The sequence below is a fragment of the Brevibacterium permense genome (assembly GCF_025506275.1).
Classification (GTDB): domain Bacteria; phylum Actinomycetota; class Actinomycetes; order Actinomycetales; family Brevibacteriaceae; genus Brevibacterium; species Brevibacterium permense_A.
In genome coordinates this window covers 26,551-45,932 of the sequence record NZ_QYCP01000083.1, presented here as the reverse complement: position 1 = coordinate 45,932, position 19,382 = coordinate 26,551, and the positions used below count along the sequence as shown (strand labels likewise).

16 protein-coding genes are annotated in these 19,382 nt (G+C 63.9%); 9 read left to right on the top strand and 7 right to left on the bottom strand.

What is annotated here, in order from left to right; translation table 11 throughout:
- Window positions 1–44: 44 nt before the first annotated feature.
- Window positions 45–779, bottom strand: a complete 735-nt coding sequence (locus D3I60_RS07500) for a class I SAM-dependent methyltransferase (protein WP_262775508.1) — start codon at window positions 777–779, stop codon at window positions 45–47.
- Between the two features lie 129 nt (window positions 780–908).
- Here D3I60_RS07500 and D3I60_RS07495 point away from each other — a divergent pair, with 129 nt between their 5' ends.
- The gene (locus D3I60_RS07495) at window positions 909–2,168 is read left to right on the top strand and encodes an aminotransferase class I/II-fold pyridoxal phosphate-dependent enzyme (RefSeq protein WP_262775507.1); all 1,260 of its coding nucleotides are present in this window, start codon (window positions 909–911) and stop codon (window positions 2,166–2,168) included.
- 86 nt (window positions 2,169–2,254) lie between these two features.
- Here D3I60_RS07495 and D3I60_RS07490 read toward each other — a convergent pair whose 3' ends face one another.
- The 3 genes from D3I60_RS07490 to D3I60_RS07480 are packed head-to-tail and all read right to left on the bottom strand — an operon-like array spanning window position 2,255 to window position 7,060.
- Window positions 2,255–3,109, bottom strand: coding sequence for a 3-hydroxybutyryl-CoA dehydrogenase (locus tag D3I60_RS07490; RefSeq protein ID WP_262775506.1), 855 nt, complete (start codon window positions 3,107–3,109; stop codon window positions 2,255–2,257).
- A gap of 50 nt (window positions 3,110–3,159) precedes the next feature.
- A complete protein-coding gene (locus tag D3I60_RS07485; protein WP_262775505.1) occupies window positions 3,160–3,666 on the bottom strand; it encodes a peptide deformylase in 507 nt (168 codons plus the stop codon).
- Window positions 3,659–7,060 (bottom strand): pyruvate carboxylase, encoded by a 3,402-nt coding sequence (locus D3I60_RS07480; RefSeq protein WP_262775504.1) that lies wholly within the window; start codon window positions 7,058–7,060, stop codon window positions 3,659–3,661. The genes D3I60_RS07485 and D3I60_RS07480 overlap by 8 nt, the downstream gene beginning before the upstream one ends.
- Before the next feature lie 175 nt (window positions 7,061–7,235).
- Between D3I60_RS07480 and D3I60_RS07475 the strand changes: the two genes are divergently transcribed.
- On the top strand, window positions 7,236–8,081 hold the full coding sequence (locus D3I60_RS07475; protein WP_262775503.1) for a ParA family protein: 846 nt from the start codon (window positions 7,236–7,238) through the stop codon (window positions 8,079–8,081).
- Window positions 8,082–8,282: 201 nt separating this feature from the next.
- Here D3I60_RS07475 and D3I60_RS07470 read toward each other — a convergent pair whose 3' ends face one another.
- Both D3I60_RS07470 and D3I60_RS07465 read right to left on the bottom strand, forming a co-directional pair.
- The gene (locus D3I60_RS07470; RefSeq protein ID WP_101544153.1) at window positions 8,283–8,864 is read right to left on the bottom strand and encodes a MerR family transcriptional regulator; all 582 of its coding nucleotides are present in this window, start codon (window positions 8,862–8,864) and stop codon (window positions 8,283–8,285) included.
- A gap of 249 nt (window positions 8,865–9,113) precedes the next feature.
- A complete protein-coding gene (locus D3I60_RS07465; RefSeq protein ID WP_262775502.1) occupies window positions 9,114–9,866 on the bottom strand; it encodes a lysophospholipid acyltransferase family protein in 753 nt (250 codons plus the stop codon).
- A gap of 106 nt (window positions 9,867–9,972) precedes the next feature.
- Between D3I60_RS07465 and D3I60_RS07460 the strand changes: the two genes are divergently transcribed.
- The 3 genes from D3I60_RS07460 to D3I60_RS07450 are packed head-to-tail and all read left to right on the top strand — an operon-like array spanning window position 9,973 to window position 13,047.
- Window positions 9,973–10,761, top strand: a complete 789-nt coding sequence (locus D3I60_RS07460) for an alpha/beta hydrolase (RefSeq protein WP_262775501.1) — start codon at window positions 9,973–9,975, stop codon at window positions 10,759–10,761.
- Window positions 10,762–10,789: 28 nt separating this feature from the next.
- Complete coding sequence (locus tag D3I60_RS07455) at window positions 10,790–11,242, top strand: hypothetical protein (RefSeq protein WP_262775500.1); 453 nt, start codon at window positions 10,790–10,792, stop codon at window positions 11,240–11,242.
- Between the two features lie 47 nt (window positions 11,243–11,289).
- On the top strand, window positions 11,290–13,047 hold the full coding sequence (locus D3I60_RS07450; RefSeq protein WP_262775499.1) for a DEDD exonuclease domain-containing protein: 1,758 nt from the start codon (window positions 11,290–11,292) through the stop codon (window positions 13,045–13,047).
- Here the strand turns inward: D3I60_RS07450 and trpD are convergent.
- Window positions 13,015–14,136 (bottom strand): anthranilate phosphoribosyltransferase, encoded by a 1,122-nt coding sequence (gene trpD, locus D3I60_RS07445; protein ID WP_262775498.1) that lies wholly within the window; start codon window positions 14,134–14,136, stop codon window positions 13,015–13,017. The two genes, D3I60_RS07450 and trpD, sit on opposite strands and share 33 nt — an antisense overlap.
- 179 nt (window positions 14,137–14,315) lie before the next feature.
- Here trpD and ctaE point away from each other — a divergent pair, with 179 nt between their 5' ends.
- From ctaE to qcrB, 4 genes are read left to right on the top strand one after another with little or no spacing between them, the layout of a single operon-like run.
- The gene (gene ctaE, locus D3I60_RS07440; protein ID WP_172169436.1) at window positions 14,316–14,990 is read left to right on the top strand and encodes an aa3-type cytochrome oxidase subunit III; all 675 of its coding nucleotides are present in this window, start codon (window positions 14,316–14,318) and stop codon (window positions 14,988–14,990) included.
- A 57-nt stretch (window positions 14,991–15,047) separates the two neighbouring features.
- Window positions 15,048–15,833: a cytochrome bc1 complex diheme cytochrome c subunit gene (qcrC, locus tag D3I60_RS07435; protein ID WP_101544143.1), complete on the top strand. Its 786-nt coding sequence runs from the start codon at window positions 15,048–15,050 to the stop codon at window positions 15,831–15,833.
- A gap of 49 nt (window positions 15,834–15,882) precedes the next feature.
- A complete protein-coding gene (gene qcrA, locus D3I60_RS07430; protein ID WP_139467191.1) occupies window positions 15,883–16,926 on the top strand; it encodes a cytochrome bc1 complex Rieske iron-sulfur subunit in 1,044 nt (347 codons plus the stop codon).
- Window positions 16,923–18,548 carry a cytochrome bc1 complex cytochrome b subunit gene (gene qcrB, locus D3I60_RS07425; RefSeq protein ID WP_262775497.1) on the top strand — a complete coding sequence of 542 codons (1,626 nt, stop codon included), beginning with the start codon at window positions 16,923–16,925 and terminating at the stop codon, window positions 18,546–18,548. The genes qcrA and qcrB overlap by 4 nt, the downstream gene beginning before the upstream one ends.
- The last annotated feature ends 834 nt before the right edge of the window (window positions 18,549–19,382 follow it).

The following is a 19,382-nucleotide window of genomic DNA, read 5'->3' as shown; positions in this document are numbered from 1 at the left end:
GACTGCGGGCCGCACCCTCAACGGGTGCGGCCCGCTTCGTCTGTTCAGACCCGTTCGAGGAGGTACGCCAGGCACATATACGGCAGTTCCACCGTGCCGGCCACCGGATGCTCGACACTGAAGTACTCGCGCAGGTTCGCTTCGACTCGCGCTCGCGTCTTCTCGTTCGAGCGTAGCCAATACGACCGTGTGCTGGCGAGGTCGACGATTCCGTCGACGGTGAGCTCCATGGTGAATTCGACGAGTCTGTGGTCGGCGAGAGCCAGACCGTTGCCTGGCTGAGGTCGGTACTGCGGTCGATAGACGTCGCCCGCGTGCATGATCCGGCTCAGGCGCAGCACCCAGTCGACCCGGACATCGAGTTGGTTGATGAGGATGAGCAGCCGGCCTCCGGGGCGAAGGATCCGCGCCACTTCGGCGGCCGCTTTCGCTTCGTCGAACCAATGCCAGGCCTGCGCAACAGTGACCAGATCGAAGCTCCCTTCTTCCAGGCCGGTGTCCTCAGCGGTGCCGATCTTTGTGGAGGCAGGATTGTGATCGAGCGCGGCTGTGTCGGGATCGACGGCGATGAGATCAGCACCGTGTGTGAGCAGCCGACGGCTGAGGATCCCCGTTCCCGCACCGAGGTCGCATACGCGCAGACCAGACCATTGCGGCTCCCAACCGGTCAGCGCGAGGTCGAGAGCTGAGTCGGGATATCCGGGCCGCACCTCGTCATAGACTCCGGCCTGGGTGCCGAAACTGCGTCCGTGGGCGGCCTGCGCACGTGGTCGCACCATCTGAGTCTGCCTTTCATCGAATTGCCTGCGGTCGTCCGGGCGACCGCTCCAGACCACTCTAGCGTCGTCGACATTCGCCGAGTCGATAGGATGGAGTCAACGGCCCGTTCCCAGCCCTAAGGAGCCAGCATGTCCGCACCGTCCGACCTCTCGTCCAAACTGGACGAAGCCTCCGCCGCGTACGAGGAATTCGCCTCGCGCGGTCTCGCGCTCGATATCACACGGGGCAAGCCGGCCCCGGAGCAGCTCGACCTCTCTGCCGATCTTCTGACTGCGGTCAGCGGCGACGACTTCCGCACTCCCGGTGGTGTCGACACCCGCAACTACGGCGGACTCGACGGACTCATCGAACTGCGGGAGATCTTCGCTCCGCTGCTCAAGGTTCCGTCCGACCAGCTGCTGGCCGGCGGCAATGCCTCGCTGACATTCATGACCCAGGCGCTGACCTTCGCCCTCATGCACGGCACGGCCGTCGATGATCGCCCGTGGGGGCAGGGCCCGCATAAGCTGCTGTGCCCAGTGCCCGGTTACGACCGGCATTTCACCCTGGCCGAATCCCTCGGGTTCGAGCTGTTGACCATCCCGATGGATGACGAGGGCCCGATCATCTCCGAGGCGCAGCGTCTGGCTGAAGATCCGGCGGTCAAGGGCATGTGGCTGGTGCCGATGTATTCCAACCCGACGGGAATCACGGTCACCGAAGCGCGGGCACGCGAGCTGGCTGCCCTGCCGACGGCGGCGCCCGACTTCACTCTGCTCTGGGACAACGCCTACGGGGTGCACCATCTGCGAGAGGACCATCCGGACAATCTCGACATCCTCTCGCTCTGCGCAGAGGCAGGTCATCCCGAACGTGCATGGGTCTTCGCCTCGACCTCGAAGATCACTCATGCCGGGGCCGGGGTGTCGTTCTTCGCCGGAGGCCCTGCCACGGTCGATTGGATGCGAGCGAACCTCGGGAAGGTCGCGATCGGTCCCGACAAGATCAACCAGCTGCGCCATGTCCGGTTCTTCTCCGACTCGGCCGGGGTCGAAGCACATATGCGCAAGCATGCCGAGATCGTCGCACCGAAGTTCGATGCGGTGCTCAAGGCGCTCGAGGACGGACTCGGAGCGGAAGAGCTGGCGCAGTGGACCTCACCGGACGGCGGGTACTTCATCACTCTGACGACGATGGAGGGCATCGCCGATCGCGTCGTCAAACTCGCAGGGGAAGCTGGTGTGAAGCTGACTCCTGCCGGTGCTACGCACCCGTACGGTCTCGACCCGCACAACAACATCATCCGCATCGCGCCGACGATGCCGACACTCGATGAAGTCGAACTCGCCGCGCAGGGCCTCGTGGCGTGTGTGCGCCTGGCCAGCTATGAGAAGCTGCTCGCCGGCTGACACCCGGGCGCTGCCTGCAGACTGAGACAGGTCCGCCCCGAACCGAAGGGTTCGGGGCGGACCTGTCTGTACCGGGGGGCGTCGGATCAGTAGTCGTAGAATCCGCGTCCGGACTTCACACCGAGCAAGCCGGCATCGACCATGCGCGACAGCAGGATCGGAGGTTTGTTCGCCGGGTCACCGGTCTCCTCATACATGCTCTCTGCGGCATAGAGGCAGGTGTCAAGACCGACGAGGTCGGCCAGCTTGATCGGCCCCATCGGATGGGCGCAGCCGCCGACCATTCCCGCGTCGATGTCCTCCTTCGTCGCGTGTCCGGCCTCGAGCATCCGGACCGCGCTGAGCAGGTACGGGATGAGCAGGGCGTTGACGATGAAACCGGGGCGGTCATCGGCCTGGATCGGGTTCTTCCCGAGCACATCGGCGACGAAGGACGTCACAGTGCTGCGGACATCCTCGGCGGTGAGCACCGAGGAGACGATCTCGACGAGCGGCTGGACCGGTGCGGGGTTGAAGAAATGCACTCCCAGCACGCGTTCGGGGCGCGAGGTCGCCTGCGCGAATCGGATGATCGGCATCGACGAGGTGTTCGAGGCCAGGATCGCTTCCGGGTCGGTGACGACCTGGTCGAGCTCGGCGAAGATCGACTTCTTGATGTCCTCATTCTCACTGGCTGCCTCGATGACGAGCTGACGATCGGCGAGATCGCTGATATCGGTGGTGAACTGCAGCCGGCCGAGCGTCTCGTCGCGGGCAGCGGCATCGAGTTTGCCTTTGTCGACTGCGCGAGCCAGGGACTTCTCGATACGGGCACGACCGGCGGCCGAGGCCTCCTCGTTGATCTCGCGGACGATGACGTCGAGACCGGACTTCGCCAGCACCTCGGCGATTCCGGCTCCCATGAGTCCGCTGCCGATAACAGCGGTGCGCTGGATGCTCACAAACTTCTCCTTCTTGGTCTATATGGTCGGTCGGGTGCGAATGACTCAGCTCAGGGCATTCGGGCGAGGAACCAATCGGCCGAGCGGATGGCTTTCATGGCCTCCCGCCGGCGTTCCCCGGGCAGAGTCTGAATGTAGACCTGCCCGTCGAGGTGCCCCACCTCGTGTTGGAGCATCTGGGCGAAGACTTCCGTGCCTTCGATCTCGATCGGCTGATTCTTCGCATCCACCCCTCGCACCCGAGCGAATTCGTAGCGGGGGGTGGGGAAGAACAGCCCAGGGACGGAGAGGCAGCCTTCTTCGATATCACGCAGCTGCCCGCCGAGCTCGACGATCTCCGGGTTGATGACATACCCCGTGCGACCGTCGAGGTCGTAGCCGAATGCTCGCAGTCCGACCCCGATCTGCGGAGCGGCGACCGCCGCACGGCCCTCGGGCCGTGCGGTGTCGACGAGGTCGGCTGCCAGAGCTTCGACGTGATCGTCGAAGACCGTCACCGGTTCGCACTTGCTGCGGAGCACGGGGTCGCCCCACAGTCGGATCTCGCGTTCAGGCATCGATCACCACGACGAGGTCTCCGCCTTCGAGCTGCTGGACATCGGCGATGGCCACACGGGAGACGGTTCCGGCCGTCTGCGTGGTGATCGTCGCTTCCATCTTCATCGCCTCGATGGTGGCTACGGTGTCGCCGACGGAGACCTTGTCGCCCTCGTGGACCTGCATGGTCACAACTCCGGCGAACGGGCTGCCGACATGTCCGCTGTTGTTCGGATCGGCCTTCTCCGCTGTCTTGACTTCGCTTTCGACGGAGCGGTCACGCACCTGCAGCGGACGCAGCTGCCCGTTGAGGGTGAACATGACCGAACGCATCCCGCGCTCGTCAGTGCCGCCGATGGCCTGGACGCCGATGAGCAGGTTCTTTCCCTTCGCCAGCTCGACGGCATGCTCTTCGCCGCTGGTGAGACCGTAGAGGTACTCGGAGGTCTCGACGACGGAGAGGTCGCCGTAGTTTGAGCGCATCGCCTGGAATTCCTTCGTCGGTCCGGGGAACAGCAGCTCGTTGAGCTTGTCCTTCCGGTCCCGGCCCGGCGTCTGCAGTGCTTCGGCATCCGCAGGTTCGAGATGTTCGGTGAGCGGCTTGGCGGAACGGCCGGCGAGGGCCTTCGTGCGGAACGGCTCGGGCCATCCGCCCGGAGGATCACCGAGGTCGCCGTTGAGGAACCCGATCACCGAATCCGGAATGTCGAACTTCTCGGGGTTCTCCGCGAACTCCTCGGGCGCAACTCCGGCGCCGACGAGGTGAAGCGCCAGATCGCCGACGACCTTCGAGGACGGGGTGACCTTGACGAGATGGCCGAGAATCGAATCCGCGGCCGCGTACATGTGCTCGATGTCCTCGAACCGCTCCCCCAGGCCCAGTGCGACGGCCTGCTGACGCAGGTTCGACAGCTGTCCGCCGGGGATCTCGTGACGGTAGACGCGGCCGGTCGGTCCGGCGAGCCCGGACTCGAACGGTGCGTAGAGCTTGCGCACCGATTCCCAGTAGGGTTCGAGGTCGCTGACGGCGTCGAGGCTGATGCCGGTGTCACGCTCGGTGTTCTCGAATGCGGCGACGAGCGCGGAGAGACTCGGCTGGCTGGTGGTTCCGGCCATGGCCGCCGAGGCGGCATCGACGGCATCAGCACCGGCGGCGGCAGCAGCATAGAGGGTGGCCAGCTGTCCGCCCGCAGTGTCGTGGGTGTGGACGTGGACGGGCAAGTCGAAGTTCTCCCGCAGAGCAGTCACGAGCTTGACCGTGGCTGCCGGGCGCAGCAGGCCGGCCATGTCCTTGATGGCGAGGACATGAGCTCCGGCGCCAACGATCTGTTCGGCCAAGCGCAGGTAGTAGTCGAGCGTGTAGAGCTCTTCCTTCGGATCGAGGATATCCGAGGTGTAGCACAGGGCCACCTCGGCCAGTGCCGTGTTCGTTCCGCGCACGGCTTCGATCGCCGGACGCATCTGCTCGACGTCGTTGAGAGCGTCGAAGATGCGGAAGATATCGATACCCGTGCGGGCCGCTTCATCGACGAATGCGTCGGTGACCTCGGTCGGGTACGGGGTGTATCCGACTGTGTTGCGTCCGCGCAGAAGCATCTGCAGGTTGATGTTGGGCACCGCGGTGCGCAGGGCTTCGAGACGTTCCCATGGATCCTCGCCGAGGAAACGCAGCGCCACGTCATAGGTCGCACCGCCCCAGGCCTCGATACTCAGCAGTTCGGGTGTCATCCGGGAGACGTGCCCGGCCACGGCCAGCAGGTCTCGGGTGCGCACACGGGTGGCCAGCAGGGACTGGTGGGCGTCGCGGAACGTCGTATCCGTGACCGCCAGGGAGCTCTGCTCACGCAGGGCGCGGGCGAAGCCCTCCGGTCCGAGCTCGGCGAGACGGTCGCGGCTGCCCGCTGCGGGTGCCGCGGAGAGGTCGATGCTCGGGAGTTTGTCGCCCGGACGGATGCGCAGGCCCGGTTCGCCGTGGGGGCGGTTGACCGTGACATCGGCGAGGTAGTCGAGCAGCTTGGATCCGCGGTCGGCGCTCACTCGAGCGTCGAAGAGCTGCGGGCGTTCTTCGATGAAGGATGTGGACAGGTCTCCGGCGACGAATTCGGGATCGTCGAGGACAGCTTGCAGGAAGCCGATGTTCGACGATACGCCGCGGATGCGGAACTCAGCCAGGGCTCGCTTGGCTCGGCCGACAGCCTGAGCGAAGTCGCGGCCGCGGCACGAGAGCTTCACGAGCATCGAGTCGAAGTGGGGGCTGACGGCAGCACCGGCGTGGACGGTTCCGCCATCGAGGCGCACACCTGCGCCACCGGCAGAGCGGTAAGCGGTGATCGTACCGGTGTCGGGGCGGAACGAGTTCGCGGGATCCTCGGTGGTGATGCGGCACTGGAGCGCGGCGCCCTTGATCCGCATCTCGTCCTGGCGCAGGCCGATCTCTTCGAGGGTGGCCCCGGCGGCGATGCGCATCTGCGAAGCCACGATGTCGACATCGGTGATCTCTTCGGTCACAGTGTGTTCGACCTGGACACGCGGGTTCATTTCGATGAACACGTGCTTGCCGGCGCGCGGACCGTCGGTTTCGAGGAGGAATTCCACGGTGCCGGCGTTCTGGTAGCCCAGCGCCTTTGCGAACTTCAGGGCATCTGAGTGCAGGGCGGCCGCGATCTCGGGATCGAGGTTCGGGGCTGGAGCGATTTCCACGACCTTCTGGTGGCGGCGCTGCACGGAGCAGTCGCGTTCGAAGAGGTGGATGGCGTTTGAGTCGTTGTCGGCAAGCACCTGGACCTCGATGTGACGGGGGCGCTGCACCGCCTGCTCGATGAAGACCGTGGGATCGCCGAAGGCGCCTTCGGCTTCGCGCATGGCGGCCTTGAGAGCGTCCTCGAGGTCGGAGGCCTGAGCCACGCGACGCATTCCGCGACCACCGCCGCCGGCGACGGCCTTGACGAAGAGGGGGTATTCCATCGATTCGGCATCGGCGAGCAGCTGTGCGATATCGGCCGACGGCCGTGTTGAATCGAGGACCGGAATGCCCGCATTGCGTGCTGCCGCCAGCGCTTGGACCTTGTTTCCGGCCAGTTCGAGCACATCGGCCTTGGGCCCGATGAAGGTGATGCCCGCTTCGGCACAGGCACGTGCGAGATCGGGGTTCTCAGAGAGGAAGCCGTATCCGGGGTAGATGGCGTCGGCGCCGCTCTCCTTCGCCACCCGCAGCACCTCTTCGACGCTGAGGTACGCGCGGACGGGATGCCCCTCCTCACCGATCATGTAGGCTTCGTCGGCCTTCATGCGGTGTTCGGAGTTGCGGTCCTCATATGGGAAGACTGCGACGGTGGAGGCTCCGAGCTCATAGGCGGCACGGAACGCGCGGACGGCGATCTCTCCGCGGTTGGCCACGAGGACTTTAGAGAACATAGGTGTCTCTCACTTCTGTATCGGCCGCACTGGGCGACTGGTCGACAAGCTGTCGGGAACATACTCTACAAGTGACCTGGAACACCCCTGCGCCCGGGGGTCGACTTTGGACTGAGACGTGAGTCTCGGCGTGGTCGGCACGGCTCGGCAGCCGCCGATACGTTAACGTAGGAGGGTGCTTGTCCTAAGTATCAGCAGCCTCAAAGGCGGAGTCGGTAAGACATCCGTGACGCTCGGTCTGGCCTCGGCGGCCTACAACAGGGGGATTCCCACCCTGGTCGTCGACATGGACCCGCAGGCGGACTCGTCGACCGGCCTCGATGTGCCGACCTCGACGCGTGTCGACATCGCCGATGTGCTCGCTGCTCCGAAGTCCCAGAAGATCCTGTCCGAGGCGATCATCCCCTCCGGGTGGGTCGGTGACAGGCTCGGCCACCTCGATGTGATCTCCGGATCTCCGCGTGCCGCGGAATTCGATCGGCCTTCGCTGTCCGAGCGCTATCTGCGCCGGCTCGAAGATGCCCTGACTCGCATCGCGAAAGGCTACCGACTCGTCCTCATCGACTGTCCGCCCAGCCTCAACGGTCTCACCCGTACGGCATGGTCAGCGAGCAACCGAGTCGCGGTCGTCACCGAGCCCAGCCTGTTCTCCGTAGCGGCTGCCGACCGTGCCCTGCGGGCGACGGACGAGCTGCGGCAGCGTGGTGCTTCCGATCTGCAGCCACTCGGCCTGGTCGTCAATCGAGTGCGTGCCGGTTCGACCGAACATGACTATCGCATCCAGGAGATGCGTGAGATGTTCGGTCCTCTCGTCCTCAATCCGCCTTTGGCCGAACGGGCCGTCATGCAGCAGGCTCAGGGATCGGCGCGTCCGATCCACTCCTGGCCAGGCAAACCCGCCGAAGAAGTCGCCGGCTCGTTCGATGCTCTTCTCGAACGAGCACTGCGCTCGGAGAACATCCGCGGTCGGCGCGGTGCCGCCCCGGCGAAGAACGGCGCTCAGCAGCCCGAGAAGAAGTGAACGACCAGCTGCCCACGCTCCCCCACCAACACGTCGACTGCCGTCGCGAACTCAGGTTCGTGACGGCAGTTCTCTGTTCCCAGGTGCCTCGGACGCATTCGAGGCACCTGCACCTCACCTTTCCGTTCCATACGACAAACGAGGCGGTCCGCTCGAACTGAGCGGACCGCCTCGGTGGTGGTGTGAGTACTCTGTCGGCCGTCAGCCGGATTTGCGTGCGCGACGGGCGGCGAGCTCATCCATGGCTTCGAGAGCCGCATCGTCTTCGGGGACTCGTTCGCTCGGGAACTCGGACAGCGAACCTTCGACTTCGTTCCAGACGCGGCCGACGGCGATGCCGAAGACGCCCTGCCCGCCCTGGAGGAGGTCGACGACCTCATCAGGCGAGGTGCATTCGAAGACACTGGCGCCATCGGACATGAGGGTGATCTGAGAGAGATCGTCGACTCCGCGGGAGCGCAGGTGCTCAACCGCGGTGCGGATCGACTGCAGTCCGACGCCGGTGTCGAGAAGTCGCTTGACGATCTTGAGGACGAGGATGTCACGGAAGCTGTAGAGCCGCTGGCTGCCGGATCCGGTCGCGTTGCGGATAGAAGGGGTCACCAGATCGGTGCGCGCCCAGTAATCGAGGCGACGATAGCTGATGCCGACGACCTTGCAGACGGTGGGACCGCGGTAGCCGGCCTCTTCATCGAGTACGGGCAGATCATCATCGAACAGCAGCCCTTGGGCTGCTGACGGCATCGGCGTCATGTCGACGCTTTCATGACTTGAGCGGTTCACACCGACTCCTCCTTAAAGTCCCTGGGGGAAGCGAAGGTCGCTTGGAAGGACCGAGAACATAGTCATTCTAGCCCTCTTCCCAGCGAACCTACAGTGGGATTCAACAACTCCAAGTTATTCTGCCGTCCCCGCCAGGACAAACATCTCGAGGTAACAATTTCCGCGTGTCGCCGTTACCGCAGTATTCGAACATGTCACATGGATGTCATTCAGGCGACTCGGAGCGGAAGGAGCCGGGGTCCGAAGAGCCTAGTTCGACGGGCTTTCGCCGTCTGATTTCGGTTCAGCCCGGCTCGGAGGATCCGCCTTCTTCGGCTTGGCGCTCGTCAGCAGCCTGGTTTTGACCGTCGACGCATAGGTGTCGACGTATTCCTGTCCGGACAGGCGCATGATCTCGTACATGATCTCGTCGGTGACCGACCGCAGCATGAAACGGTCGACAGGAAGACCCGAATACTTCGAGAAGTCCATCGGTGCGCCGAAGACGACTCCGACACGCCGGAGCTTGGGAACGAGGCGACCGGCAGGCTGCAGCTTGTCCGTGCCGATGATCGCCACTGGAACCACTGGCGCGCCGGACTCGAGGACGAGACGCGCAATGCCGGTACGTCCGCGATAGAGCTTCCCGTCGGGCGAGCGAGTGCCTTCGGGATAGATGCCCAGCGAGTTTCCCTCACGGAGAACCTTCAGACCCGATTCGAGCGAAGCCTGAGATCCCGATCCGCCGCCGCGGTCCATGGGCAGCTGATTGTTCAGCTTAAAGAACCATCGAGTCACCGCACCCTTGATTCCGCGACCGGTGAAGTAGTCCTTCTTCGCCAGATAGACGACGGGACGCGGAGCGAGCAGCGGAACGAAGATCGAGTCCATGAAGTGGTTGTGGTTTCCGGCGATGATCGCCGGGCCCTCGGACGGCAGATTGTCCAGGCCCCGCACCCACGGGCGGAAGAGGATCCGCAGGATGGGTCCGGCGAGGACTCGCTTGAGAAACCAGTAGATCACGCGCACCCTTCCGATTACGACTCTTTGTCGTCCTCGGCAATCATATATCGACACGAACGGTGAACAGCGAAGTCTGTCTTGGACTCATCCGTGCCATGCTGGGAGCATGGAGATCGATTTCACACTCGGGGCGGATCCGACGGCCGCCTATTGCAGCCTCGACAGCGGTTCAGCCTCCGCTGTCCTCTTCCTGCACGGACTCACCGGTTCGCCCGTCTCCTGGGTGCCGATCGCCCGCGCGCTCGCGGCGGAGGGCGTCGACGTCAGCGTCCCCCAGCTGCCCGGGCACGGCACCTCATGGCAGGACATGGACGCTACGGGGTGGTCCGACTGGCTCGGCGAGGCGCGCACCGAGATGGGTCGGCTGCAGGCCGACCACGAGCGTGTCGTCGTCGCCGGTCTGTCGATGGGTGGAGCCCTGGCACTTGCCCTGGCGGCGGCAGAGGGAGCGCCCGACGAGATCGTCGTGGTCAATCCTGCTCTCTACATCGACTCTCCCTTCGCTCCCCTGCTGCCGGTGCTCAGGCACGTCGTGCGCACGATCCCGTCGATCGGCGGCGACATCGCGCACCCGGACCGCGACGAGTACGCCTATGAACGGACGCCGGTGGCTCCCCTGGCCACGTTCCATCGTGCGCTGCGGACTCTGCGCGACGATCTGTGGAAAGTCAACTGTCCCGTCACTGCCATGGTCTCCGGTGAGGACAATGTCGTGAGTCCGCGGACGCTGCGTGCGCTGAGATCGAACCTTCCGCACCCGCCGAGGATAGTCGCCCTCCGCCGATCCCGCCATGTGGCGACCCTCGACTTCGATGCGAAATCCATCGCGGAGGCGGTCCTGCAGGCGGTCTCCACCGAAACTGCCGTGCCACGGCAGTCCGAGACCGGGGAATAGCTGAGGCCGCGGAATTGCTGACTCAGGTATGAACGACGAGGGCACCGCTTCGACTCCCGACGACGAGGGCCGGGAGGACTGGCGAGGTGAGGTACCCGATCCGGAGAGGATCGGGCACGACCGATCGCGCATCAGCGACGAAGAATGGGACGACCTCGTCCGGCAGATCGCCGAACCCTCGGCGACGACGGGTGATATGCCCGCCGAGGATGTTCGCGACGCACTCGAGGACACCGAGCATTGGGAGCGCGAACCGGCGGAGCCGATCGGGTGGCGCACCGCTTCGCCCACTCTGGTGCTGTCCTGGGCCGCGGCTCTCGGCGCGGTCGTGCTCCTGCTCATCGGCGTGATCTTCTTCAGGCCGCTGCCGGGGTGGTACCTGCTCATCGGTCTGGCGGTCGGCATCGGCGGCGCGGTCGGTCTGTTCTTCCATCTGCCGAGCCATCGTTCCGCCGACGACGGCGACGGATCCTCGGTGTGAGCGATGCTGACCGCTTTGTGTCAGCGACTCCTGAGAGACTGTGCATCATGACCGTCCCGTTCGACCGCGCGCCCAGCGCACTGCACAACACTCAGCTGTCATTCGACAGCCTCGGAACTCCCCTGTCCGACGTCACCTTCGTCATCGTCGACCTCGAAACGACGGGCACCCGAGCCGGGCAATCGGAGATCACCGAGATCGGCGCGGTCAAGACTCTCGGCGGCGAGGTCATCGGCGAGTTCCAGACCCTGGTCAAACCGGAACACTCCGTGATCAGCCCATTCGTCGCCCGGCTCACCGGCATCACTCATGCGATGGTCGATGACGCACCTCCGATCAGCTCGGTTCTGCCGAGTTTTCTGGAATTCTCCGTCGGTGCGGTGCTGGTCGCACACAATGCGCCCTTCGACATCGGATTCCTCCGCTCGGCCTGTGAACGTCTCGACTACCATTGGCCGGCGCCTACAGTCCTCGATACCGTCACGCTGGCCCGGCGCGTCGTCGGACGCGACGAAGTGCGCAACCACAAACTCTCGACGCTCGCCGCTCATTTCGGCACGCAGGTCGAGCCCGATCACCGTGCGCTCTCCGATGCGCGAGCGACCGGCGAGGTCCTCCACCATCTGTTCGAACGCTTCGGCGGCTACGGAGTGACGACGCTGGAGGAGCTGTCGACCGTCAGGCAGTCGGGGTGGGCGAAGCGACAGGCCAAATCCCATCTGGCCAGGGGCGTTCCCGCGGAGCCCGGCGTCTACATGTTCCTCGACGGCACTCGCCGTGTGCTCTACATCGGCAAGTCCGGAAATATGGCCAGGCGGGTGCGCGGGTACTTCAACGCCTCGGAGAACCGTGGCCGCATGGCCGAGATGATCACAGCGGCACAGGAGGTCAGCTGTCTGCCCTGCGCCCACGCGCTGGAAGCCGAAGTCCGCGAGATCCGCCTCATCGGAGAGTTGGCGCCGCCGTACAACCGACGGTCGAAGAACCCGGAACGCAATTCCTGGATAGTCCTCAGCGATGAGCTCTTCCCCCGACTGTCGGTGGTTCGGGCGAACTCGGCGCTCGAACGCTCCCCCGCTCCGCCGCTGGGACCGTTCCGTTCACGGAAGTCGGCACAGGCCGTCAAGGAACTCCTCGACACCCTCTACCCCGTCAAGAGGTGCACGGCAGCGGTCACGCAGCGCAGCCTCGGCGAACATCGTCCCTGTGTGAGTGCACAGGTCGGTCAGTGCGGCGGTCCCTGCGCGGGGATCACCGATGTCGATGACTACCGGAACTCGATCCGCGAGCTCTTCGCTCTGCTCGATGGGGACCTGTCCTCACTGCAGCGCTTGGCCGCTGAGCGGATGCAGCGACTGTCAGGAGAAGCCCGGTTCGAAACGGCCGCCGAGGTCCGTGACTCAATGCGCTCGGCAGTGTCCATCGCGGCGCGAGCCGAACAGGTGACGGCCTTGCGGAGAGTTCCCGAACTGATTGCGGCGGCCCCCGGTTTCGACTCCGGCTGGGATCTGGCGATCATCCGCCACGGGAAACTCGCCGCCGCCGGCCATGTGTCGACCAGACAAGCCATGGGAGATTCCCTGTCGGCGCTGAGTTCGACGGCCGAATGGGTCCCTGCCCCCGGAGCGCTGCCGCAGGAGACCGACTCGCTCCCGGAGGAGTCGCGTCTGCTGGCCGGCTGGCTGGAGACCGCCGAGCTCGTCTCTGTGACGCCCGCAGGCGATCATGGCTGGTCGCTGCCCCGTCAGGGAGCGACCAGCCATGCACGCAGCTCAGGAGCGGTTCGTCTCAGCGACTCTGTGTGAGACGTCGATGAGCTGCTGGAGCTTGTCCGCGCCGCCCCCGTTGTCGATCGTCGCCACCGCAGTTTCGAGTTTGAGGGCCAAACGCTCCGTGAAGGTGCCCACAGCCGACTCGTCGGCGGCGACGAGCGCCGCCGCGGCGTTGATGGCCACGATGTCGCGCACGGCCGATCGTTCGCCGTCGAGGACCGCGCGCGTGATGGCCGCGTTCTCATTCGGGCCGCCGCCGCGCAGATCGTCCTTCGTCGCCCGCTCGATGCCGAGGTCGAGGGCGTCGAACGTCGTGTGTTCGATCTCGCCGTGACGGACTTCCCACACATCGTTGACATCGGTGTTGCTCAACTCGTCGAGACCGTCGCGTGACCGGAAGACCACGGCCTGGTGCCCGCGTTTGGCCAGCGTGCCGACGACGAGCGGGGCCATCTGGGCATCGGCGACGCCGATGGCCGTATGCCTGGCCCGAGCCGGGTTCGTCAGAGGGCCGAGGATGTTGAACGCGGTGGGGACGTTGATCTGGCGCCGCACTGCAGCGACGAACTGCATCGACGGGTGGAACACGTTGGCGAAGCAGAAGGCCAGTCCGACCTCTTGGGCGATCTGACCTGTCTGTTCGGGTGTGATGTCGAACCGCACGCCGAGGGCTTCGAGCACGTCGGCCGATCCCGACGCCGAGGATGTCGCGCGGTTTCCGTGCTTGACGACCCGCTGTCCGGTGGCGGAGATGATCATGGCCGCGGTCGACGAGATGTTCGCCGTCTTCGCGCGGTCGCCTCCGGTGCCGACGATGTCGACAGAGTCTTCCAGCCCCGGCAAGGGAACGGCATGATCCATCATGGCCGCCACGAGGCCGGCGATCTCCTCGACCGTCTCGCCCTTCGTATGGTGTGCGGCGAGAAATGCGGCCATTGTCACATCCGGGGTATTGCCCGACATGATCTGATCCATCGCCCAAGCCGCCTGAACGCCATCGAGGTCCTGCTGGTGCATGAGAGCCATGAGCAGGTCGGGCCAGTTCTCAGCGGTCGCCGGAACCGTGGTGCGGGCCCCGGAAGCCTGAGCTGCCGGGGTGGTCATGGGCGTGGAATCGGTCATCCGTCTGAACTCTCACTAGGGGCTGACGCCGCCCTGAAGCTCAGGGCGGACCTTACCTGCGGCATACTATCGCGACTTCGACACGCGGGCCGAAGCGGCATCCGAAACGAGATTTCGGCACCAGATCGCGGTTTTTGCTACGTCGTGTAGAAATTTCTTTCTCGAAACCTGGGTAAAAGATGAAAACTCACCCCGAGACGGGTAATAATGGGGTTGTGTCAACTGCCACTGCATCTCAAACAGCGCCAGCACATCCGGTTGTCAATCGTCCGAATGTGACCACGGTGGGCTTCATCGTGTTCCTCGCGAGCGACCTGATGTTCTTTGCCGCGCTCTTCGCCATGTACTTCACCGTCCGGTCCGTTGTTCCGGAGCTGTGGGAGGCGAGGACCCAGATCCTCGACATCCCCTACGCTCTCGGCAACACGTTGATCCTGGTGTCGTCTTCGTTCACCTGCCAGATCGGTGTGTTCGCTGCCGAGCGGTTCCGCCCCCGGCGGACCGGGTCGCTGTTCAACATCGCCAAATGGGGAATGGTCGAGTGGTTCTACCTCACCTTCGCCTTGGGCGCGATCTTCGTCTCCGGTCAGGTCATGGAGTACGCGACCCTCGTCAGCGAGGGCATCTCGATCAGCTCCGACGGCTACGGTTCCGTCTTCTATCTGACCACGGGCTTCCACGGCATTCACGTGACCATCGGACTCATCTGCTTCCTGCTCGTCATCGGACGCGCCTACGGAGCGAAGAAGTTCGGTCACCATGAAGCCACATTCGCAATCTGCGTGTCCTACTACTGGCACTTCGTCGATGTCGTCTGGATCGGTCTGTTCGGCGTCATCTACCTGCTCCAGTAGCCGGCCCGAGATGCTCGGCGCCCAGGACTCACAACACTTCAAGCAAAGGACGATCAAGTGAAGCTTCTAGCAGATCGCCGCAGACATCCCATGGCGCTGGTCGCGCTTCTTCTCGTGGGACTGCTGCTGACCGGCGGAGCCTATGCACTCTTCACGCAGACTTCGAGCGCCAAGGCGGACACAGCCAGCGCCTCTGATATCGAAGAAGGCAAGAAACTCTTCGCGGCAAACTGTGCCACCTGTCACGGCATGAACGCCGAAGGCTCGAAGGCCGGTCCCGGCCTCATCGGCGTCGGTGCTGCTGCAGTGGACTTCCAGGTCGGAACCGGACGCATGCCGCTGCAGGCCAACGGCCCGCAGGCTCGCGTCAAGGAACCGCAGTTCGACGAAGAGCAGACCGCTCAGATCGCGGCCTACGTTGCTTCGCTCGGCCCCGGGCCGGCAGTTCCCGAAGACGAGTACCTCGATGCTTCGAAGGGGGACCCCGCTGCCGGCGGCGGTCTGTTCCGCACCAACTGCGCCATGTGCCACAACGTGGTCGGCTCCGGAGGTGCGCTGACCCGCGGCAAGTACGCACCGAACCTGTCCGAAGTATCTGAGAAGCACCTCTACGAAGCGATGCAGACCGGCCCCCAGAACATGCCGATCTTCAACGACGCGAACCTGACTCCCGAAGACAAGCGCGATGTCATCGCCTACGTCAAGGAAGTCTCGGACAACCCCTCCCCCGGCGGCTTCAAGCTCGGATCGCTGGGCCCAGTGGCAGAGGGCCTGTTCATCTGGTTCTTCGGACTTGCTGCCGTCATCGGTCTGACAGTGTGGCTGTCATCCAGGGCCAAGTGAGGCTGACAGTGTCGTTCACCATCAATTACGAGAATAGACGGGGAATTCAATGACCTCGAAAGAGCACTCCGGCGGCGGCAGCCAGCTCGAGGAGTTGAACGGGTTCACGAACCCAGGTCTGCCCGAGCACAAACCGCGCCTGGCCGACTCGGACCCGCGCGCCGAGAAAGTCGCCGAACGACAGGTAGCCGCCTGGTTCATCCTCTCGATGATCGGAACCATCTGGTTCATCGTGGCGTACTTCCTGTTCACCCCGGGCGAATCGATGCAGAGCATCCGCCTTCACAACATGTTCGTCGGCCTCGGCGCCGCTGTCGCGATGTTCTCCATCGGCTTCGGTGCAGTGCTCTGGGCCAAGAACCTCATGAGCGATCACGAGGGCATCGACGAACGCCATGACATCGGCGGCAGCGAAGAGGATCAGGCGATTGCGCTCGAGATCCTCCACCAGGCCAAGGAAGAGTCGGGCATCGCCCGCCGTCCACTGCTGCGCAATACGCTCATCGCCGCTCTGGCGATCGCGCCGCTGCCGGCAGTTCTCGTCTTCCGCGACCTCGGTCCGCTGCCGGGCGACAAGATGTTCAACACGCTCTGGCAGAAGGGCACTCGCCTCATCCGCGACGTCGGCGGAATCCCCTCGGTGGATTCCGAACGTCCGATCAAGGCTGACGAAGTCACAATCGGCTCGGCCTACCACGTCCTGCCTTCGGGCATCGGCGACGAGGAGGCCAGCGAGCACCCGCTGAACGAGAAGGCCAAAGCGGCCGTGCTTCTCATGCGCATCGATCCCAAGGAACTCAAAGAGGATCCGGATCGCAAGGACTGGTCGCACGACGGAATCGTCGCCTACTCGAAGATCTGCACTCACGTCGGCTGCCCCGTCGCACTGTACGAGCACCAGACGCACCACCTGCTGTGTCCCTGCCACCAGTCGACCTTCGACGTGACGGAACACTGCAAGGTCATCTTCGGACCGGCCAAACGACCGCTTCCTCAGCTGCCCATCACCGTGGACAGCGAAGGCTACCTGGTTGCCCAGTCGGACTTCCCTGAGCCTGTCGGACCTACGTTCTGGGAGATCAACCACCCATGAGTACTACACAGCCAACCACCACCATCGGGAAGGCGGCGAACTTCGCCGAAACCCGCGTCGGGGCATCTGTCCTCGTGCGCGAGTTCGGTCGCAAGATCTTCCCCTCCCACTGGTCGTTCATGCTCGGCGAGGTTGCTCTCTACAGCTTCATCATCGTCGTTCTGTCCGGAACGTTCCTCACGTTCTTCTTCCAGCCGGCCATGGGCGAACTGCACTACGACGGACCCTGGCTGCCGCTGCGCGGCGTCGAGATCTCCGAAGCCTATGATTCGACACTCGCGATCTCCCTAGAGATCCGCGGCGGTCTGTTCATCCGACAGATGCACCACTGGGGCGCGCTGCTCTTCGTCGCCGCATTGAGCGTCCACATGCTCCGCGTGTTCTTCACCGGTGCCTTCCGCCGTCCGCGTGAGCTCAACTGGGTCGTCGGTGTTCTGCTCGTCATCATGGGCATGGCTGCCGGCTTCACCGGCTACTCGCTCCCCGATGATCTGCTGTCGGGCAACGGCCTGCGAATCATCGACGGCATCCTGAAGTCGCTGCCGCTCGTCGGAACCTATATCTCGTTCTTCCTCTTCGGTGGAGAGTTCCCGGGCATCGACATCGTGGCCCGCCTCTACACCCTGCACATCATGATCGTGCCGGCTCTGCTCATCGCACTCATCGGCATCCACCTGATGTTCGTCGTCGTGCACAAGCACACTCAGTACCCTGGTGCTGGAAACACCGAGAAGAACGTCGTCGGAGAACCTGTTCTGCCGACCTTCGCGGCCAAGGGCGGAGGATTCTTCTTCCTCATCTTCGGTCTGCTCTCGCTGATCTCGGCTCTGTTCACGATCAACCCGATCTGGAACTACGGTCCGTATGACCCCTCGCCCGTCTCGGCTGGTACCCAGCCTGACTGGTACATCGGCTGGGCCGACGGATTCCTCCGCATCGTTCCGGGCTGGTTCGAGTTCTACATCTTCGGATGGCCGATCTCGCTCAACATCAACAGTGCCGTGATCGTCATGGGCGGCGTGTTCGCTGTCATGTTCATCTACCCGTTCTTCGAGGCGTGGCTGCAGAAGGACCATCGGGAACACCACATCCTCGATCGTCCGCGCAACAACCCGACTCGTACCGCCATCGGTGTTGCAGGAATCATCTTCTACTGCAACATGTGGGCGGCTGCATCGGGTGACATCATCGCAGTGTTCTTCCAGATGTCGCTCAACGACATGATCTACATCTTCCGCTTCGTGTTCTTCTTCGGACCGATAATCGGCTACATCATCACCAAGCGCATGTGCCTCGCGCTTCAGCGCAAGGACCGTGAGATCGCTCTGCACGGACGGGAGACGGCCCATATCATCCGTCTGCCCCACGGTGAGTTCCTCGAACGTCACGAGGCTCTTCCCCCGCACAAGCTGTGGAAGATCACCGCGTTCGAGTCGCCGGCCTACGTACCGGCCGAGCCGAATGCCGACGGCAAGATCACGGGGATGGAGAAGCTGCGCGCACGTCTGTCTCGCTTCTTCTTCGAAGATCGTGTGGCTCCGGTGACGAAGCAGGAACTCGAAGCTTCGCACCACGACCATGACGCTGTCGAGGGTTCGAACAACAAGGAACTCGGACACTGACAGGTTCGCCACGCCAGATATGAGGGGCTCAGCAGTTCAACTGCTGAGCCCCTCGCTCCATTCACAGAAGAGGCGGTCACTCGTCACTCCCCGTCGCGTACTCCGCCCTCCGCCTCCTGACGTGGAGATCTGCACCTGAGCCTGTCGGTCTCAGGCCCTGCTCGCTATGGGCCGCACCACCTGGATTGCGCCGCTAACGAGTTGATCGAAATAGTGTCGTGTCGATCCGATCCGATTCTCCGCGAATCGGAACACCCGCCGAAGGCTATGAGAGCTCTGCCTCTCCCCTGCCCGTTGCCTGGCGCCGCATAGCTGCTCTGAAAGCCGCGACTGCCGATCTAGGCTCATCGGCCCCACGCTTGGCAGAATGAGAATGAGCTGAGCGGTACAGTGACTCACTGCCACAGCGTGGCCAGCGAACGAGTGTCACCAGGGCTTTCTTCAGCCTAGAGTCGTCTCCGGCTGCGACTGCGTCCGCCCTAGTGGATTCCACGTGTCGAGGCGACTGCACGGATTCGGTTCGTCCACACTTATCTGACATCTCAACGACTGCATAAGAGTCAGGCTCCAGTCATACACTCGCTGGCGCCGGAGCCCCCGTGGACGCTCGCCGCGAACAGTGGTGGACCTGATGTTGCTCTTGGCGATTGCGTCGGCACAACGCCTCCTTCCTCGCGGTGTGCTCTGTCGAATTGATACTGAATATTCTGAAATGCTCACCGAAGAAAGTGATGAGTTCAGAACAACCTAGACCAAACAGCAGTCCGCCGCTTGCTCCGGAAGAGCATTCCTCCGCTAGCCCCGGCTGCGAACGGCAGAAGTGTTACCCTGCGG

What these genes read in the sequence shown, in the direction of transcription:
- D3I60_RS07500 (WP_262775508.1), bottom strand. Translation starts at nt 779, where the DNA reads ATGGTGCGACCACGTGCGCAGGCCGCCCACGGACGCAGTTTCGGCACC.
- D3I60_RS07495 (WP_262775507.1), top strand. Translation starts at nt 909, where the DNA reads ATGTCCGCACCGTCCGACCTCTCGTCCAAACTGGACGAAGCCTCCGCC.
- D3I60_RS07485 (WP_262775505.1), bottom strand. Translation starts at nt 3,666, where the DNA reads ATGCCTGAACGCGAGATCCGACTGTGGGGCGACCCCGTGCTCCGCAGC.
- D3I60_RS07480 (WP_262775504.1), bottom strand. Translation starts at nt 7,060, where the DNA reads ATGTTCTCTAAAGTCCTCGTGGCCAACCGCGGAGAGATCGCCGTCCGC.
- D3I60_RS07460 (WP_262775501.1), top strand. Translation starts at nt 9,973, where the DNA reads ATGGAGATCGATTTCACACTCGGGGCGGATCCGACGGCCGCCTATTGC.
- D3I60_RS07455 (WP_262775500.1), top strand. Translation starts at nt 10,790, where the DNA reads ATGAACGACGAGGGCACCGCTTCGACTCCCGACGACGAGGGCCGGGAG.
- D3I60_RS07450 (WP_262775499.1), top strand. Translation starts at nt 11,290, where the DNA reads ATGACCGTCCCGTTCGACCGCGCGCCCAGCGCACTGCACAACACTCAG.
- trpD (WP_262775498.1), bottom strand. Translation starts at nt 14,136, where the DNA reads ATGACCGATTCCACGCCCATGACCACCCCGGCAGCTCAGGCTTCCGGG.
- ctaE (WP_172169436.1), top strand. Translation starts at nt 14,316, where the DNA reads ATGAAAACTCACCCCGAGACGGGTAATAATGGGGTTGTGTCAACTGCC.
- qcrA (WP_139467191.1), top strand. Translation starts at nt 15,883, where the DNA reads ATGACCTCGAAAGAGCACTCCGGCGGCGGCAGCCAGCTCGAGGAGTTG.
- qcrB (WP_262775497.1), top strand. Translation starts at nt 16,923, where the DNA reads ATGAGTACTACACAGCCAACCACCACCATCGGGAAGGCGGCGAACTTC.